This window comes from Micromonospora sp. WMMD980 (assembly GCF_029626035.1).
GTDB lineage: Bacteria > Actinomycetota > Actinomycetes > Mycobacteriales > Micromonosporaceae > Micromonospora.
Map to the genome: position 1 here is coordinate 6,552,992 of NZ_JARUBE010000003.1, position 19,365 is coordinate 6,572,356.

The following is a 19,365-nucleotide window of genomic DNA, read 5'->3' on the forward strand; positions in this document are numbered from 1 at the left end:
GTGGAGAACACCGGCTACCCCTGCCCCGGGTGCGGCGCGCCCGCCGACCTCGTCGTCGGCTGCCGCGCCTGCGGCCGCCCGCCGTACCCGCCCGCCGCCGAGGTGGTGCGGCTGGACCGGGAGATCGTCGCGCTGGCCCCGCGGGTGGACGCGGCCCGGCTCGCGTACCAGGAACTGGCCGGCCTGCTGTCCACGGCCCGGCAGCGGCGGGCGGTGCTGGCCGCCCGGATCCGGGCGGAGATTCCCGCCCCGCGCCCGGTGCCGGTGCCGGTGCGGCCGGCGCCACCGGTCGTCGTCCCGGTGCGCCCCGGCGGCGCGGAGACCTCCACCCGGGCGGTGCAGGGCCTGCTCTTCGTCCTGGGTGGACTGTTGCTCGGCACCGCCGCGGTGGTCTTCACCGCGGTCGCCTGGGCCGCGTTCGGGGTGGCCGGCCGGGCGCTGATCCTGCTCGCCGTCACCGTGCTGGCGCTGGCCGCGCCGCTGCTGGCCCGGGCGCGCGGACTGCGCGGCACCGCCGAGACGATCGCCGCGGTCGGGCTGCTGCTGGTGCTCCTGGACGGGTACGCGGCCTGGTCGGTGGACCTGTTCGGGGTGGCCGGCTGGCCGGGCAGCCGGTATGCCGCGCTGGTCGCGGTGGTCAGCGCGGCGGTGGCGGCCGGGTACGCGCGGCTCAGCCGGCTCACCGCGCCCTGGTTCGCGGCGTGGCTGGCAGCGCAGCCGGTGCTGCCGCTGGCCGCGGTGGCGGTCACGCCCGCGGCGGCCGGGTGGGCGCTGGTCCTGACCGCGCTGGCGCTGGGCGACCTCGTGGTGGTGGTCGTCCTGCGTCGCCGGGTCACCGGCGCCGCGTCGCGAGGGGGCGACGCGGCGCCGGTGACGGCCGGTCCGGCGGCGCGGGCCGGGGTGGTGCTCGGCTGGCTCGGGCACGGCACGGCGCTGGCCCTGGCGGCCGGCTGCGCGCTGGTGCCGCTGGCCGTGGGCCGTGCCGCGGGCACCGCGCTGTTCGCCGGTGGTCCGCTGGTGCTGGTGGCGCTGGCCCTGGTCGCGGGCGCGTACGCGGCCGGCGGTCGGGTGCTGCGCGCCGGGGCCACCGGACTGTTGGTGCCGGTGCTGGCCGCCGCGCTGGTGCGACCGGTCGCGGCCGAGCGTGCCGGGCTGCTGCTATGCGCGGCCGGGCTGGTGACGGTGGCGTCGGCCGGCGCGGTCCGCGCGCTGCCGGCCCGCTTGCGTACCGGTCCCCGGCTGGGCGCGCTCACCGTGGCGGCCGGCCTGGGGGCGGTCGCCGTGGTGCTGACCGGCCTGGTCGCCGCCGTCACCGCGATCGCCTCGTTCCCGGCCTGGCAGGGCGGCCGGTCCGTGCCGGCCCCGTCCTGGGGCTGGCAGTTGCCGGCGGCGCTGCTGCTGGTGGCGGTGGCGGTGGCGCTCTTCGCCCCCCGGGGCAGCCGGCCGCTGGTCGGGGTGCTGGCGGCCGGGCTGATCGCCCTCGCCGCGCCGGCCGTGCTGGCCACGCCCTGGTCGGCGGTGCTTGTCGCCGACCTCGCGGTGGCCGCCGCGTTGCTGCTGGTCGCCGTGCTCCGGCCGGGCCCGGGTCGGGTCACGGTGGCGGTCGCCGCGTCGACCGCCGCGCTGCTGCTCGGGCATGCGCTGCTGGTCGGCTGTGCCGCGCCGGCCGGGGCGACGGCCGTGCTCGCGGTGACGGCCGGGCTTGGCGTGACCGTGGCCGCGCTGGGCCGGCGCGGGTCCGGGGCACAGCCGGTGGTCGCCGGGGTCGCGTTGGCCGGGGCGCTGCTCGCCGTGCCGGCGGGGGTGGCCGTCGCGCTGTTCGGCCTGGGCGCGCCGCCGTGGTGGCAGTTGCGGGGCGGGACCGCCGCCGTCGTGCTGGCGGTGCGCGCCGTCCTCGCGGTCCGTCGCGGGTGGCCGGACCTCAGCGGGTACGCCTCGGCGGGGCTCGCGGTGGCGCTCGTCGGGATCGGCGTCGGGCCGCTTGTCGCGCCCGGCGCGGAGCCGGTGGGCCTTTACGCGGTGACCGGGGCGCTGCTGGCGCTCGCGGCCGGTGGCGGGGCCCGCCCGGCGGTCGCCCCGCGGGTGGTCGGCGTCGCGCTGGCCGGCCTGGCGCTGCTGGTCGCCGCCCCGGCCGCGCTGGCGGTGCTGGGGGGCCTGCCGGTCCGGCCCTGGTCGGGGGTGCCCGCCGAGGCGGGGGTTCCGGCGCAGGCGGCCCGCGCCGGGCTGGTGCTGCTGCTCCTGGGTGTCGCCGCGGCGGCCTACGTCCGGTCGGCGGGGACGCCGGCCCGGGTCGTGGCGGACCCGGACCGGGCTGGGGTGGACCCGGAACGGGGCTCGGGCTGGTGGTTGCCGGTGCTGGCCGCGCTGCCCTTCGGCGCGGTGGCGCTGCCGGTGCTGCTCGCGGCGGCCGGGGCGCCCTGGCCGGTGGTGCCGGCGGTGGCGTTCGGAACCGGGTTGGCCGCGCTGCTGACGGCCGCGGTCGCCGGCGCGCGCCCGGCGGCGGTGCTGGTGCCGCTGGGGGCGGTCCTCGGCGGTTTCGGGTTCGGCGGGCTGCTCGCCACCCGCGCCGGGACGCTGGTCGGGCTGGGGTCGCTGGTGGTGGCCGGCATCGTGGCGGGGAGTGCGGGCCGCTCGCCCGGGGTCCGGCTCACCGGCTGGCTGGGCGCCACGTCGGCGGCCGCCGGCTTCGCGGTCACCGCGCCGGTGGCCGGCGGGCTGCCGCTGCGGACGGCCGGGTTCACGGTCCTGGCCGTCGCGGCCCTGACCCTGCACGCGGCCCCGTCCCTGCGGTCCACCCCTCGGCTCGTTCGCGGGAGGCGCGATCCCGACGACGCGGGCGTCACCACGCCACCATCGACGGCGCGGGCGGCGCTGGAGGGGGTGGCGCAGGGGGTGGCGCTGCTCGCGTTGCTGCTCACCGGTGGGTCGCTGCGGTACGCGGCGGCGGTCTGCGTGCTGTGGGGGGTGGCGGTGGCGGTCCGGGTGCTGCGTCGGGGGGAGACGCCGGCCGGGCGGACCGGTCTGGCGGCGGTCGCGGCGGGCAGCGAGCTGCTCGGCGGCTGGCTGCTGCTGGCCGTGGGCGGGGTGGCGGTGCTGGAGGCGTACACGGTGCCGGCGGCGCTGCTCGCCCTCGGCGCCGGCCTGCTGGCGCTGCGGCGACGACCGGATCTGACCAGTTGGCTCGCGCTCGGCCCGGGACTGGGTGCGGCGCTGCTGCCCAGCCTGGTCTCGGTGCTGGCCGCCCCGGACCCGCAGCCGCTGCGGCGGCTGGCGCTAGGCGCGGTGGCGCTCGGCGCCGTGTGCGGCGGGGCGGTCCGGCGCTGGCAGGCACCGGTGGTGCTGGGTACGGCGACGTTGGTGCCGTTGGCGCTGCACGAGCTGGCCCGGGGGTGGGACCTGCTGCCCCGGTGGATCTTCCTCGGACTGGGCGGGCTGCTGCTGATCGGCCTGGCGGCCACGTACGAGCGGCGCCGACGTGACCTGGCTCGGCTGCGCGCGGCGGTCACCCGGCTGAGCTGACCGTTTCGGATTACCGGCAACCCCCTCACCGAACGTGGTGAGAGGGATTCGCTGCGCCAAAAATTGATCGACGGCAACTGTTGTTCCGATGCATCGAAGGTTGTTAGATTCTGCGCGGCACCCACGGGGGGCGCTGAACCGACTCATTCCAGAGCTTGGTCGCGGTGTCCGGCGCGCGTAGGACGCACGCCGATTCTTCTTCGCGGCAGTACGAACGGCACGTCACGTGCCGGGATACGTCATGCCCTTTTTCGTGCTCTCCGCGTGGAGGACTACGCATGCGCTCACGTCACACCCGCCGCCTGCTCGCGGCGGTGATCGCCGCCGTCCTGGTGGCCTCCGGCTCGCCGGCACAGGCCCGGCCGCCGGGTGACCCCGGACCGGCGCCGCGCCCCGGCACGGTGCTCCGTCCGCCCGCGGCCAAGGGCCGCGACGTGCCGAAGACCCCGCCGGGCCCGGCCAAGGTGCTGCCGTCGGTGGCCCGCCCGGTGCCGGCCGAGGCGATGCCGGCGCCCCGCCGGGTCCGCGAGCTGGCCGACCGCCGCACCGCGACCACGAAGGTCTTCCAGCTCGCCGACGGGCGGACCCAGGCCGAGGTCAGCCGCGAGCCGGTGCACTACCGCGACGAAAAGGGGCGCTGGCAGGACATCCGGCCCGAGGTCGCCGCCGCCACCACGGCCGGTTTCCCGTACGCGGCCACCCGGAACTCGTTCGTCAGCCGGTTCGGTGACCGCAGCGACCGGGTCCTGTCCTATTCGACCGGCGGTCACGGGCTCACCCTCGGGCTGGCCGGCGATCGGCGTGCCCTGCGGCCGACCGTGAAGGGCACCCGGGTCACCTACCCGGACGCGGCCGGCGACGCCGACCTGGTCTACGAGGTGACGCGATCGGCGGTCAAGGAGCAGATCGTGCTGGCCGCGCCGCCGAGCGGACCGGCGACGTGGTCGTTCACGCTCGACGTCGACAAGGTCCGGCCGGTTCCGCAGGCCGACGGCTCGGTGTCGTTCTACGCCACCGACCGCGAGGGCCCGGCGTTGTTCACCATGCCGCGGCCCTACATGTACGACAGCGCCGACGACCCGGACTCGGTGGTCGGCAAGAAGATGAGCTACCAGGTCGACCAGCGGGTCGGTCAGCAGGACGGCCGCACCACGGTGACGGTGACCGCCGACGGTGACTGGCTGCGCAGCACGGACCGGAAGTACCCGGTGGTCATCGACCCCACGATCAAGGTCCAGCCGACGCTGAGCCAGGCTCAGGACGTCATGCTCGCCTCCAACGGAGCGGACCAGAACTTCGACAGCACGTGGAAGCTCTCCGCCGGCGCGTCGACCGGTGGCACGTTCCGGTCGCTGACCAAGTTCGACCTGTCGAAGGTGCCGGCGAACACGGTGCTCGACTCGGCCCAGTTGGAGATGTACTTCGACCAGACCCACGGTGGCGCGGACGACGCGGCCATGGCCTTCGAGGCCCGCCGGGTCACCTCGGCGTGGACCGAGAGCACCGCCACCTGGAACAGCGCGGGCAGCAAGTTCGCCGAGGTGGGCGAGAACCGCGAGCAGGTCGACGAGGCGGACGCCGCGAAGGTCACCGCCTCCGGCGAGTGGCCGGGCGCCACCGGCACGGATCGTGCCCAGGCGCTCAACGGCGCCTACCGCTACAACGCCGACGCCACCACCGGGCAGACCTTCACCTGGGTGCCCCGGCTGACCGAGACCGGGCAGTACGAGGTGTTCGTGCACTACGTGCCGGGCAGCAACCGGGCGACGAACGCGCCGTACACCGTCTACTACGACGGCGGTTCGGTGGTGAAGACGGTCAACCAGACCATCGGCTCCGGCAACGGCTCCTGGGTGTCGATCGGCTCGTACGCCTTCAAGGCCGGCACCACGCACAAGGTGGTCCTCGGCGACGTGGCCAACAAGACGGTCGTCGCGGACGGGGTGCGTTTCGTCAAGCGCGCCGAGGTGACCAAGCCGCTGCACCAGACCAACGCGTGGCACAGGTACAGCGTCCGGTCGATCGTGCAGGGCTGGCTGGACAGCCCCACCACCAACCACGGCTTCATGGTCAAGGGCAAGGACGAGTCGAACAAGAACGGCGGCCCCCGCTACGAGTCGGGAGACTTCTCCTACGGCGGCGAGGACGACCATGGCCCGAAGCTGGTGCTGACCTGGGGACGTCCCGGGGTCGCGCTGAACCCGGTGAGCACCGTCCGTGCGACCGGCGCCGACCTGTCCTGGTCGACGTACGCCGACCCGTCCTCGTCACCCGACGACGACCTGCTCGAATACCAGGTGCACGCCAGCACGACGCAGAACTTCATGCCGAGCGCGGCGACGCTCGTCGCGCCGGTCCGTCCGGGTCGCACCACCTACTCGGACACCCACGCCACGCCGACCCCGGCGAACTCGGCGAGCCAGTTCGGCGACGCCTACTTCTACATGGTCGCCGCGCGGCTGCGGGACGGCACGGTCCTCCCGGCACAGACCCAGATGGTGCGGCTGCCCAAGGCCGGCCAGGTGATCAAGTTCTTCACCGGCGCCGACGACAACACGCTGACCAGCGCCAAGCCGACCAGCAACTGGGACAAGCTGGACGCCGGCGGGGAACTCCAGGTCGGCAACAAGGGCTCGATCTACGGCACCAGCCGGGTGGTGCTCAAGTTCCCCACGGTGACCGGGTTGCCGGCCAAGACCAAGGTGATCAACGCGCAGGTCGGGCTCTGGGGCTGGTACACCGAGGGCGCCGGGATCGGCCAGCAGCAGTTCCAGCTGCGCGGGCTGACCCGGGACTTCAGCGAGACCACCTCGACCTGGAACAGCGCCCAGTCCGGCGTCGCCTGGACCACCCCGGGCGGGGACGCCGAGTCGACAGTGCAGTCCACCGTCGGTTCGCTCAACGGCGACCCGGGCTGGACCAACTGGGAGGCCGGGCCGCTGGTGCAGCGCTGGATCGACACGCCCAGCACCAACAAGGGTGTGCTGATCCGGCAGGCCGACGAGGCCGGCGCGGAGCAGCGGATGCTGTTCCTCTCGGCCGAGGCGGCCGAGCCGTCGCTGCGCCCCCGGCTGCGGGTCATCTTCACCGCGCCGAACAGCGAGAGCACCTACTACGCGCCGAACACCCCGAGCCGGATGGTCCCCGGGGACCAGTACCTGGTCCCGGTCACCGTCACCAACACGACCGCGTCGGTGTGGTCACCGTCGGACTGGGTGCTGTCCTACCACTGGACGCGTCGGGACGGCACCGACGTCACCACGGCGGGCAACCAGATCGAGACGCCGCTGCCGTCCGCGCAGGCCCCCGGTGGCGTGGTCACCATCAACGGCACGGTCAAGGCGCCGACGTCCGGCAGCGACGGTGACCGCCGGGAACCGTACGTGCTGAAGTGGGAGCTGCGGAACAAGACCACCGGGCAGTGGCTGTCGCAGAGCGCCCAGATCGACCCGCTGGACCAGTCGGTAGCGGTCGAGGACCCGACCTCCGACCAGCTCGGGCTGGAGAAGTTCTACCAGTACACCGGCGGCAGCGCCGGCTCCGGCGCCTCGCTGATGGTCAACCAGTTCTCCGGCAACGCGGTCGTGGGCTACAACCCGCTGGCCAACCCGAGCCGTGGCGTGTCGACCTTCGTGCGGCTGACCTACAACAGCCAGGACACGTCCACCTCGTCGATGGGTCAGGGCTGGTCGCTGTCCACGTCGAGCACGGTCCGGCTCGGCTCGCCGCTGCAGTTCCGGGGCGGCGACGCGACCTGGCCGCAACAGGTGGCGATGACCGACGGGGACGGCACCACCCACCTGTTCAACCTCGACAAGCACGGCAGCGGCAATCCGGCCGACTGGCGGTACGTGCAGCCCGCCGGGGTCCACCTCTATCTGCAACGCACCAACAGCGGCGACACCAGCCAGGCCTGGACGATGACCCGGCCGGATCGCAGCCAGTTCGTCTTCGACGAGCAGGGCTACCAGAGCGCCGTGCGGGACCGCAACGGCAACCAGTTGCTGTTCACGTACGAGCGGATGCGGGTCGACAACCGGGACACCTCGGTCCTGCGCTACCTGACCGACCCGGACAACCGGCGGACGCTGAGCCTGGAGTACTACGCCGCCGGGGACAGCTACACCGCGTTCGTCAACGGCACGAAGCAGTCCCTGACCAACCTGCAGAACCCGCGCATCATCGACCAGGTCAAGTCGATCACCGACGTCAGCGGGCGGACGCTGTCCTTCGTCTACAGCGACGGCGGCCTGCTGCGGGAGGTGACGGACGGCTCCGGCACGCCCGAGGCCAAGGTCTTCGGCTTCGCCTACGACGAGTCGCAGGGGCCGCAGAACGCCCGCCTGACCCGGGTGACGGACCCGCGCGCGGCGAACACGAAGATCGCCTACAACGATCCCGGCGACCAGTTCCAGCAGGGCAAGGTCAACGCGATCACCGACCGGCTCAACAAGATCACCTACGTCGACTACCAGGATCCGGACGGCTCGGCGAGCAACGCGGTGATCACCACGGTGACCGACCCCAAGGGCCGGGCCACCGAGAGCATGATCGACGGCTTCGGCCGCGCCACCCGGATCACCAACGCCAAGAACCAGGCGACCATCCTCGGTTGGGACGCCGACAACAACGTCAGCCGGCTGGAGGAGGCCAACGGCGCGATCAGCACCTGGCGGTTCGACCAGGTGACCGGCTACCCGCTGGAGATCAAGGATCCGGAGGCCAACAAGAACAACACCCCCGGCCTGCGGATGGACTACCGGTACGGGCTGTCCGGGCACACCGCCGAGCTGACCGACAAGTACTCGCCCGAGGGGCGGCACTGGAACTTCGGCTATGACGCGGTCGGCAACCTGACCTCGGTGACCGACCCCAAGGGCACGGCGACGAGCACCGCCGGCGACTACACGTCGAGCTACACGTACGACGGGGTCGGTCGGATGCTGACCGGGACGGATGCGAACGACAACCTCACCCGCTACGCCGACTACGACCCCGTCGGGTACCCGAAGACGATCACCGACCCGCTCACCAAGGTCACGAAGTACACCTATTCGTCGATCGGCAGCGTGCTCACCGTCACCGACCCCAAGCAGCACACCAGCACCTTCACCTACGACAGCCTCGGCCGCCCGCTCACCCGGAAGGTGCCGAAGGACGCCGGCAACGGCGTCTACATCACCACGCCCGCACCGGTCTACGACAAGAACGACAACGTCACCCAGGAGACGTCGCCGACCGGCGCGTTGACCACCGCGGTCTACGACCCGCTCGACCGGCCGACGACGGTCACCTCGCCGAAGGACACCAGCACCTCCGACGCCCCGACCACCAAGTACGAGTACGACCAGGTGGGCAACGTCGTCAAGCTCACCGAACCGAAGGGCGTGCTGACCGCGGCCGACACCCTCGACTACACGACCGTCTACGTCTACGACGAGCTGAACCGGCCGGTCGAGGCCACCGACGCGCTCAACGGCCGGGTGAGCATCGAGTACGACCTCGCCGGCAACGTCGTGCAGCAGAACGACCAGCGTAAGAACGCGACGCCGCAGTCGACCGACTACACCGCGAAGTTCACCTACGACTTCAACCACCGGATCAAGACGTCCATCGACGCCAAGGGCAACACCACCGGCGTCGAGTACGACCGGGACGGCAACCCGACCGTCTCGATCGACCAGGACGGCAACCGCGCGCAGATGACCTACGACGAGCGGTCGGCGCTGACCGAGGAGAAGGTGCCGTACCAGACGGTCAGCGGCACGACCACCTACCGCACCACCAAGTACGAGTACGACGAGGTCGGCAACCTCAGCCGGCAGATCAGCCCGCGCGGCGTGGAGAGCACCGACGACCCGGACGACTTCGCCACCGTCACTCTCTACGACGCCCTCAACCGGGTGCGCGAGGTCCAGCAGCCGTACGACCGGGACGACTCGGAGTTCACCACCGCGCCGGTCACCAGGTACAGCTACGACGACATCGGCAACCTGGAGCGCATCTCGGCACCGCCGTCGAAGGGGCAGTCGACCCGCAACGACACCGTGCAGACGTTCTTCGACAACGGGTGGATCCGCACCTCGCAGGACGCCGGCTGGAACATCACCACCAGCTACGACTACGACGACAACGGCGCCCAGACGTCGCGCAAGGTCACCGGCTCCAGCGGCACGCCCCGCCAGATGAACTGGACCTACTTCCCGGACGGGAAGAAGAAGAGCCAGTCGGACAACGGCGCCGGCTCCGGCACGCCCAGCAAGAACTTCGCCTACGAGTACGACGTCAACGCCAACCTGGTCAAGATGCTGGACACCAGCACCGGGGCGGCCATCGACGCCTACGTCGTGTCCTACGACCCGCTCAACCGCGTCGCCAGCGTGGAGGAGAAGAACGGCTCGACGGTCAAGAACACCACGACCTTCGGGTACGAGCCGAACGACCTGCTCAAGAAGCGCACCCACGACACGCAGATCTCGGAGTACACGTACGAGGCCGAGCGGGACCTGGCCACCGAGATCAAGAACATGACCTCGCCGACCGACCCGAAGCCGAAGTACACCCGCTACAGCTACACGAAGCGCGGGCAGACGGCGACGGAGACCAAGGGCAACGGCAACGTCGTCACCACCGACTACTTCCTGAACGGCTCGACCCAGAGTCAGGTGGAGAAGAAGTCCGGCGGTGCGGTGGTCAACCAGCACACCTACGAGTACACGGCCAACGGGCAGAAGTCGAAGGACGTCTCGCGTAAGCAGAACGCGGACAACCGCACCGCGTACCTGGACACCACCAGCACCTTCACGTACGACCCGCAGGACCGCGTCCGGTCGGTGACCAAGACCGGCAGCGGCGCCGGGACCGAGAGCTACGTGCACGACGCCAACAGCAACGTCGTTTCGCAGACCGTCGGCGGCGTGCCCACCACCTTCACCTACGACAAGAACCGGCTGACCACGGCCACCACGAGCGGGGCGTCCGCGTCCTACGCGTACGACCCGTACGGTCGGCTGAAGACGGTCACCGCCGCCGGCACCACTGTGGAGAGCTACACGTACGACGGGTTCGACCACGTGGTCAGCAACACCAAGAACCCGGGTAGCAAGACCACGACCTACAAGTACGACCCGTTGGACCGGCAGGTCGAGCGGACGTACGGCGGCAAGACCACCACGTACGCCTATCTGGGACTGACCGGGGACATCTCCGCCGAGCTTGAGGGCACCAAGGTCGTCAAGTCCTACCAGCGGGGCCCCGGCGGTGACCTGTTGTCCCAGGTCAAGACCAACACCGACAACAGCCAGGAGGACTCGTACGCCGGGTACGACGGCTCCTCCGACATCGGGCAGATCACCGACGACAAGGGTGACGGCCGGGCCACCTACGGCTACACCGCGTACGGCAAGAACGACGCCGGTCAGTTCACCGGGGTGGACAAGCCGGACGCGGGCAACCCGGAGAACCCGGACAAGGTCCCGTACAACTCGTACCGGTTCCAGTCCAAGCGGTTCGACCAGTCCACCGGCGACTACGACATGGGCTTCCGCGACTACGACCCGGGGATCAACCAGTTCCTGTCCCGGGACTCGTACAACGGGGCGCTGGACGACCTGGGGTTGGCTGTCGACCCGTACACGGGTAACCGGTACGCGTTCGCCGGCGGTAACCCGATCAGCAACGTGGAGTTGGACGGCCACAACTGGCTCTCGGACGCCGCCGACGAGGTCGGTGACTTCGTCAAGGACGCGGCCTCGGCGATCGGCTCGGACGCCAAGGGGGCTGCCGAGGGCATCGCGCAGGTCGGTTACGACACCGCGGTGGGTGGCAATCCGCTGGTCGACAAGGACACCAGTGAGGCGGCGAAGAGCCGGGGCAACGCCCGCGGTGACGCGCTGAAGAAGACGCTGAGCAACCCCGGCCAGGCGGTCCAGGACTGGGCGGACGGGCTGACCAACGACGTCAAGTCGGGGCATCCCGGCAAGGCGGCCGGTCACCTGTTGTTCGACGCGTTCAGCATCGCGGCCGGTGGTGGCGGTGGCGGCGCGGCGAAGGGCGCTGCCCGGGCCGGCGCGGGTGACGTCGCCAAGGGCGGCGTACGTACCGGAGCGGCCGACGCCGGCAAGGGTGGTGCTCGGACCGGTGGCGGTGGCTCGCGGGCCGGCGGGAACTGCCTGGACAACAGTTTCGTGCCGGGCACGCAGGTGTTGATGGCTGACGGCAGCACCAAGGCGATCGAGGATGTGGCCCTGGACGACCTGGTGCTGGCCAGCTCCCCGGAGACGGGGGAGACCGAGGCCAGGCCGGTCAGCCGCTTGATCAACGGTGAGGGCCAGCGGGACCTGGTGGCCGTCACGGTGGACGTGGACGGCGCCGCCGGCGACGAGACCGCCGACATCACCGCGACCGCGGGACACCCGTTCTGGGTGGACGACGAGCAGCGGTACATCGAGGCCGGGAAGCTGCTCGGCGGCGACCAGGTGATCACTGACGACGGCCGTGAGCTGAGGGTGGTGGCTACGCGTCAGTGGACCGAGCAAGCCACGGTCTACAACCTCACCGTCGAGGATATCCACACGTATTATGTCCTCGCCGGGGGCGCGCCGGTCCTCGTACACAACTGCGGACCATCACTTGATGATCTCGCAGCAGCAGGTAAGGCGCCTGACAAGAATGGTTTCACTCGTGCAGGATTCGAGCAGCAGAAGCATGGAAATCGGGCAACAAATAACGGCCAATGGGCTGTTCCTGATGGAAAGCGAAATCCGACCGGCTGGAGCGGCGTCGGACAGGACACTCTAGAGGACATTCTTACGCACCCGAAGACGGCCACTCAAAGCTATGTCAACAGGGCTGGCGATAATGTGATGGAATTTCTTCTACCTGATAAGGGTGTTCAGTTTCGGCAGCCCGGCGGTGTCGGTGACTGGGTTCTTCACTCCTTTAGGGAGAGTTAAGCATGGCGGTTCACCAGTACGGGGATGTCCTTATCGAGATCACTGTACTCAGCGACAGGGAATCCGATGGATGGATGGCTGAGGTGTGGGATTTAACGCCTCAGACCGGGGGGGAATTGATGCACTACTACAGGCCGCCAGCTGGCGATCTGTCGGTCGACTTGCTGGGGAATCGGGTTCCGGTGGATCTTGTGATGTGGTCCATAACGGTTGTGAGGAACGAATTGGCGGGTTATCGATAGCGCTTCCTGTCGTTGATGGGCCGTCAGGCGGGCGGGATGCTAAGTGCGGAACCTCTCCAACGACGAATGCGCTACGGCTGACAGTCGACCGGGCGGCGCCCCGGCCAGTGAATCCTGGTCGGGGCGCTACTGGTCGTCTCCTTGCCGCGCGGTGGTGGCGCGTCCTCTCCCGGGTGCGCCACCGGCCCTGCCACATGGCCCAACCCGGCAGGGCCGTCCCGTCGCTTGCTCGGATGCGTGGGCGAAGTGCCTTTGCCGGCGACGCTGTAGGTGGCACTCGCCAGAGCCAAGGGAGCTCGCCCAAGCGAACTGCTTGATACTGAGTGGGAGTTGCTGGAGTTAGATCGACTCGGGATGATGGGATCGGTCGACTTCTACCGTTGGAACACCAGGGTCGGGGATTGGGGCAGAGTTGGCTGAGTCGAATATTACTCGCGGTTCGCTGCCGTTCTCCATGCCGGGCTTGGTCAGGCCTTGGGCGATCTCGGTGGGTCACAGCAAACTCCTCGTGCGGGTGCTCGTGGGGGACCCGGAGGGCGACGAACCGCTCAAGGTAGTCGACGTTCTCTTCCAGGATGTCTTGCGGATCTGCCTCTCTGATCAGAGCGCTGCTCTTGAACTGAAGCCAGCGCCGGAGCCCGTGAAGGCCGCCGAGATGGAGCGATTGGGTGCGAACTGGGATGAATCACCGATGTGGCTGATCTCCCCCGATAAGCACACCGAGTACGTGGTGGCCGGACGGGTCTACTGGGCCGAAGTCGCGATACATCCAGGTATGTCGAGTTCACTTCTCGAAGAGACCCCTGACATGCGCAGCTTTGTCGGCGACCGCTACTTCGCCTGAGGAGTAGCTCACGCACAACTCGTTGCAGCGGCGGACGGGCCTGCCAGAGGCAGACCGTCCGCCGCTGCCTGTTGCGGGTAGGAAGGGGCTGCCTCCTACCGCGGCGGTGGCGTTACGCTGGTCGACAAGGAGACCAGTGAGGGCCCCGACGGCACGGCGCTGGCCGGATCCAACTCCGCAGCCGGCGAGACGTACAGGGTGCAGATTGGCCGTCAGTATCAAGATGAAGGCGGGAATTGTTCCATGCTCAATCTCATAATCCGAACAGCCCCAACTGCAATCCTGGCGCAGCCAATGCAACGCACATCCCTTGGTCCAGCCAGTTCCCGGGGCTGTGATGGCTGTCGGCGCTGAGGACCTGATTCGACTACTTAGGCTCATCACTTCAGTTCATGCAGGGGAGCGGGAAGCCGGCGCGGAAAATGCGAGCGACTGGGCGGCCGCATTCGACCGCGAAGAAGCTGAATCGGTCGCACTCGTGCTGGCAAATATGGCATCTCTTGAGGGGGATGCTCGGGTGCGGGAGGCGCAGTTGCATGCGATTCTCGGGATCTCGGACGTTCACACATTGCGCGCCGGTTTGGTAAATTCGATTCATCAACTGAATGGCGACAAACTGAGTGAAGAGCAGTCGTCTTACCTGGATGAGCTGGGACTCGGAACAGGCAAGTTGACTGACCCGCCGGCATAGCGGCCACGAAAAGTGCGGTTTCGATCCGGGGTGGACGGCGATGACTGCGCCGCCCACCCCGGACGAGAGCATGGCGAGGCCTTTACCAACCATCAGGATCTGCTACCAGCGTGTGGGGCGGCGGATCAGTGAGGTATATGAGGAGCGGGACGTGGTCGATGACAGCGGCGTGACCACCATCGCCTGGCCTGGCCGCAGAGCCGACATCATCTCCGCTTTAGCACTCCTCGCGACCCTGCGCCCGCACGCCCTGACATCGTGGCCAGGCCTGACCGAAGCCGTGCACTGGCTTCTCGATGACACCTTCTGGGACCAGTGCCGACCCCACGGCGACATCGGCACCATTCTCGCCAGCGCCGGAGAGGCCGACGCGATCACCGCAACGCTCGGCCCGTTGTCGGTCATCCTTGACGAACTCGGACCCGCCGCAGCCGACGACGACTACCTCACCCATCCCCGATGGCGCGAGGTCACCCACGCCGCAATCCACGCTCACCAACTCATGACTGGCCAGACGCCGACCCAACCCGAACGCCGAACAACGAGCAGAGACTCACGCTCGACACCACACCACGGGACGTGACGGGATGCTGGCTCCCTGGACGAGGCGGGAGCCTGCGGGTCGCTCAGGGCGTCGCCGCCACCGGCCCGTCGGCCCGGTCGACGGGGGTCGGGCGGCGGGTCAGGACCCGCGGTCCGGCCTCGGTGACCGCGACCGTGTGTTCGGAGTGGGCGGTGCGGGAGCCGTCGGCGGAGCGGATGGTCCAGCCGTCGTCGTCGACCCGGATCTGGTCGGTGCTGCGGCACAGCCAGGGCTCGATGGCGATGGTGAGGCCGGGAGACAGCTTCATGCCCCGGTGGGGGCGACCGCTGTTGGCGACGTGCGGGGCCTCGTGCATGGTGCGGCCGATGCCGTGGCCGCCGAACTCGCCGTTGACCCGGTAGCCGTAGGAGTGGGCGACCTCGCCGATGGCGGCGGAGACGTCGCCGAGGCGGCCACCGGGCTGGACGGCGGCGATGCCGGCCTCCAGCGCGACCTCGGTCGCCTCGATCAGCTTCAGGTCGGCCGGGTCGGGGGTGCCCACGACGAAGGAGAGCGCGGAGTCGGCGGCCCAGCCGTCGATGGTGACCGCCATGTCGATGCTGAGCAGGTCGCCGTCGCGCAGCACGTAGTCGTGCGGCAGGCCGTGCAGCACCGCGTCATTGACCGACAGGCAGAGCACGTTGCGGAACGGGCCGCGGCCGAACGAGGGGGAGTAGTCCCAGTAGCAGGATTCGGCGCCGCGTTCGGCGATCCGGCGGCGGGCGTGGTGCTCGATGTCCGTCAGGTTGACGCCGACCGCGGCGACGCCGCTCAGCTCGGCGAGCAGCTCGCCGACGAACTTGCCGGTCACGGCCATGCGGGCGATTTCAGTGGTGGACTTGAGCTCGATCACGGTATTTTTATACCACGCCCGATCGGACCACCGAGAAGGGATATCCTGCTGCCATGGTTCGCCAGCCACTGACGCCTGAACAGATCGCCGCGGGCCGGCGCCTCGGCGCCGCGCTGCGGTCCGCCCGGGCCGGCCGCAGCCTGGTCGAGGTGGCGCTGGCGGCCGGCATCTCCCCGGAGACGCTGCGCAAGATCGAGGCGGGCCGACTGCCCGCGCCGGCGTTCGGCACCGTGGTCGGCCTCAGCCGGGCCCTCGACGTCCCGCTCGCCGAGCTGGCCGACGTCTGGCAGGCCGACCTGCCCGCCCGCCAGGCGTCCTGACCGCGCCGGTCGATCGGAGGTAGGGACAGCACCACCCCGACTCCGGGGGCTGACGGGATTACCCAGCGCTACCAATCATGGCAATATCGGTGACAGAGAGTCGCCTATCGGAGCGCGGCTCGTGGCACCCGGGGGCGACATCGGATGAGTTCTTCGACGTTGGCGGCACCCCGGCGGGGTAGCGACTACGCGCGCCTGTCCCGCCGGGTCGCCGAGGCGGGGCTGTTCGACCGGCGGCCCGGCCGGTACGCGGTCCGCATCGCGCTCACCCTGGGCGCCTTCCTGGCCGGCTGGGCGCTGGTGGCGATCGTCGGCGACTCCTGGTGGCAGCTCCCGCTGGCGGCCGTGATGGCGGTGGCCACCACCCAGGTCGCGTTCCTCGGGCACGACGCCGGGCACCGGCAGATGTTCCGCCGGCGCGGGCCGAGCGAGGTGGCCGGCCTGGTCGCCGGCAACCTGGCCGTGGGCCTCAGCTACGGCTGGTGGGTGGACAAGCACAACCGGCACCACGCCAACCCGAACCACGCCGACGAGGACCCGGACGTCGGCGCGGGCGCGCTGGTCTGGACGTACGAGCAGGCGCTGGCGACCCGGGGCCTGAGCCGGTGGATGGCCCGCCGGCAGGCGTGGCTGTTCTTCCCGCTGCTGCTGCTCGAAGGGCTGGCGCTGCACGTGGCGAGCGTCCGGGCGCTGACCGGGCGGGAGCCGGACGGCCGGTGGCGCGTCCCGATGCGGCACCGTGCCGTGGAGGCGCTGCTGCTCGCGGTGCACGGCGTCGGCTACGTCGGCCTGCTCCTGGCGGTGATGTCACCGGGCAAGGCGCTGCTCTTCGCCGCCGTGCACCAGGGGCTCTGGGGCCTCTACATGGGCTGCGCGTTCGCCCCCAACCACAAGGGCATGCCGATGCCCACCGCCGACGACGGGCTCGACTACCTGCGCAAGCAGGTGCTCACTGCCCGCAACGTGCGCGGCGGCCGGTTCGTCGACCTGGCGCTGGGCGGCCTGAACTACCAGATCGAGCACCACCTCTTCCCGAACCTGCCCAGCGCCAACCTGCGTCAGGTCCGGCCGCTGGCCCGGGCCTACTGCGCCGAGCTGGAGATCCCGTACGCGGAGACCGGGCTGATCGAGTCGTACCGGCAGGGTCTGGCGCACCTGCACGACGTGGGGCGACCGCTGCGCACGGGGTGAGCGCGGCGGGCCGGGCGGGGGCGTCGGGGGGACGTCCCCGCCCGGCGTGGGCTCAGGAGCCGGCGCCGGAGAAGGCCTTGGCGATCTCCGCCGGGGCCTCCACGGTGTCGCCGGCCGCCGGCCGGCTCAGCTTGACCGGCGCGCCGAAGTCGGAGTAGGAGGCGGTCATCGTGCCGTACGACGCGTTGATCGGCGTCATGTCCATCGTGAACGTGGTGAGCCGGCCCTCCGCGTCCACGGCGGCGGTGAACGGCAACGCCTTGGCCTTGTCGCCCGCGGCGGCCAGCGCCTTGGCATCGACGCCGGTGCGCGTGTAGTCGAGCGTGCCGGAGAACCCCCGGTCGCCGTCACGCCGCACGTCGACCACGGCGGAGAGCAGCTTCTTGACGCCGCCCGGGTCGTCGACCGGCATGATGCCCTTGCCGGTCGCCATGTGCATCCACTTCTTGCCGCTGCCGAGCCGCTCGCCGAGCGCGCCGTCGAACCGGACCCAGGTGTCCTTCCCGATCACCAGCGTGCTGGCCTTGCCGAAGACGGGCAGGTTCAGGGTGGCCTGCATGGTGCGGGCCTGCGGATCGGAGACGCCGGAGGCGGTGATCATCGCCGACTCCAGCTTCACCCGCATGCTCTGCTCGTTGAGCCGGGCGATGGCGGCGGTCAGCTCGCCGGCCGCGTCCGCCGCCGGGGTCGCGGACGTGGTCGTGGCGGGGCGGTCGGCGGACGTCTCCGCGCCGGGCCGGTCCGCGCATCCGGTCAGGCCGAGGCCGAGCACCGCGACGAGCGCGACCCCCGTGGTCGCCAGCGGTCGTCTGGTCATCTGTGGTGATTCCTCCGGGAGGGGTGGGGCTCGGCCGGGCGGCCGGACCGGCGCTCAATGTAGCGGTGCGCGTCCGGTGACGGGTGCCCCTTCCCGGCGTACGCGGAAAGCCGGCGGCCGGGGCGGCCGGTAGGGTCGTCGCATGGTGGACGGGCGCGACACGGTGCGGAGCGCGGCATGAGATTCGAGATCAGCAAGGTGCTGGACGCGATCGAGGGGCGGGTCTGCACCGACCCCTCGCTGGCGCGGGCCGTGGTCGACCTGGCCGAGGTGATCCGGTGGCAGAACCTCGACGGTGGGCGACCGGCCAGCCTGTTGCGGCTCGGGATGGTGATCGACGCGCTGTCCCGCCAGATCGGCGAGGACAGCGTCCAGGTCTACGCGATCGTGCACCGGGCGCTGCTCTCCGACGCCGACCTGACCTCGAACGAGCGGATGGTGGTCCGCCGCTGGGCCGACGATGGCCTGGTCGAGGTGCTCGACCAGCCCGGTGACCGGATGCTGGAGGTGGCCGACCTGCTCGGCCTGCCGGTGCTCACCCGGGCCCGGCTCGACGGGCTGATCGGCCGGTACCCGTGGATCGGCCAGGCCGGCCGGGTGCTCGCGCCGGTCCCCGGCGCCGGCGGGCCGGTCTTCATCGCGCACGTCGGCGGCGGCCAGGACCCGGCCAGCGGCAGCCGCTCGCCGGCCGGGGTGAAGCTGCTCTGCCGGCAGTGGCGCTGCCCCGAGCCGGGCTGCGCGCTCTTCGGCGCCGGCGGGGGTGGCGGCGCGTTCGCCGACCTGGCCGCGGTCGACCGGGCCCCGTCCGAGCAGCCGCCGCCCACGCTCCGGACCGGCGCGCCGACCTGCCCCCGGCACGGCGCGCGCCTCTCCGACGCCGGTCAGCGCCCGCGCAGCGAGGTGCTGGCGGTGCGAATCGGCGGGTTGGTGCGGCAGCGGTTCGTGCTCACCGAGACCGAGCCGGTGGCGGTCGGCCGGGCACCGGACGCTCCCGGCGGGGTGCAGCTCGGCCAGTGGCTGAACGACGAGGCGCGGCGCTGGATCAGCCGCAGTCACGTCCGCTTCGACCTGGGGCGCGCGGGCGAGGTGGTGGTCACCGACACCAGCACCAACGGCTCCGGCGTACGGCCGGGCGGGTCGATGGTCGAGACGGAGCGGATCCCGCTGCCGCCGCAGCAGTCCCGGACGCTCGGCGAGGGTGACCTGATCGAGCTCTACCCGGGCGTGCAGATCGGTCGGGCGGCCGAGACGAGCAGCGACGCCACGTACACCCCGAACTCGGTGATGGCCGAGGCGCCGACCATGGCGATGCGGCTGCCGCGTCCCTGACCCACGCGCGAAAGGGCGCCGG

General features: G+C 70.9%; 10 protein-coding genes. 8 read left to right on the forward strand and 2 right to left on the reverse strand.

The window, feature by feature from the left end:
• From O7618_RS31085 to O7618_RS31105, 5 genes are all read left to right on the forward strand, one after another.
• Complete coding sequence (locus O7618_RS31085; protein WP_278109691.1) at window positions 1-3,519, forward strand: hypothetical protein; 3,519 nt, start codon at window positions 1-3, stop codon at window positions 3,517-3,519.
• Between the two features lie 278 nt (window positions 3,520-3,797).
• Window positions 3,798-12,473: a DNRLRE domain-containing protein gene (locus tag O7618_RS31090; RefSeq protein WP_278109692.1), complete on the forward strand. Its 8,676-nt coding sequence runs from the start codon at window positions 3,798-3,800 to the stop codon at window positions 12,471-12,473.
• A 654-nt stretch (window positions 12,474-13,127) separates the two neighbouring features.
• Window positions 13,128-13,559, forward strand: coding sequence for a hypothetical protein (locus O7618_RS31095; protein ID WP_278109693.1), 432 nt, complete (start codon window positions 13,128-13,130; stop codon window positions 13,557-13,559).
• A 337-nt stretch (window positions 13,560-13,896) separates the two neighbouring features.
• Window positions 13,897-14,250, forward strand: a complete 354-nt coding sequence (locus tag O7618_RS31100; RefSeq protein WP_278109694.1) for a hypothetical protein — start codon at window positions 13,897-13,899, stop codon at window positions 14,248-14,250.
• A gap of 151 nt (window positions 14,251-14,401) precedes the next feature.
• Window positions 14,402-14,833: a hypothetical protein gene (locus O7618_RS31105; protein ID WP_278109695.1), complete on the forward strand. Its 432-nt coding sequence runs from the start codon at window positions 14,402-14,404 to the stop codon at window positions 14,831-14,833.
• Between the two features lie 43 nt (window positions 14,834-14,876).
• Here O7618_RS31105 and map read toward each other — a convergent pair whose 3' ends face one another.
• Window positions 14,877-15,686 carry a type I methionyl aminopeptidase gene (map, locus tag O7618_RS31110; RefSeq protein WP_278109696.1) on the reverse strand — a complete coding sequence of 270 codons (810 nt, stop codon included), beginning with the start codon at window positions 15,684-15,686 and terminating at the stop codon, window positions 14,877-14,879.
• Window positions 15,687-15,739: 53 nt separating this feature from the next.
• Between map and O7618_RS31115 the strand changes: the two genes are divergently transcribed.
• Together O7618_RS31115 and O7618_RS31120 are read left to right on the forward strand one after the other, a co-directional pair.
• Window positions 15,740-16,006: a helix-turn-helix transcriptional regulator gene (locus O7618_RS31115; RefSeq protein ID WP_278109697.1), complete on the forward strand. Its 267-nt coding sequence runs from the start codon at window positions 15,740-15,742 to the stop codon at window positions 16,004-16,006.
• Between the two features lie 144 nt (window positions 16,007-16,150).
• Entirely contained in the window at window positions 16,151-17,197 is a 1,047-nt protein-coding gene (locus O7618_RS31120) for an acyl-CoA desaturase (RefSeq protein WP_278109698.1), read from the forward strand.
• Between the two features lie 52 nt (window positions 17,198-17,249).
• Here O7618_RS31120 and O7618_RS31125 read toward each other — a convergent pair whose 3' ends face one another.
• Complete coding sequence (locus O7618_RS31125; RefSeq protein WP_278109699.1) at window positions 17,250-18,014, reverse strand: hypothetical protein; 765 nt, start codon at window positions 18,012-18,014, stop codon at window positions 17,250-17,252.
• A gap of 177 nt (window positions 18,015-18,191) precedes the next feature.
• On the opposite strand from O7618_RS31125, the gene O7618_RS31130 reads away from it, so the two are divergent.
• The gene (locus tag O7618_RS31130; RefSeq protein WP_278109700.1) at window positions 18,192-19,343 is read left to right on the forward strand and encodes an FHA domain-containing protein; all 1,152 of its coding nucleotides are present in this window, start codon (window positions 18,192-18,194) and stop codon (window positions 19,341-19,343) included.
• Window positions 19,344-19,365: the final 22 nt, after the last annotated feature.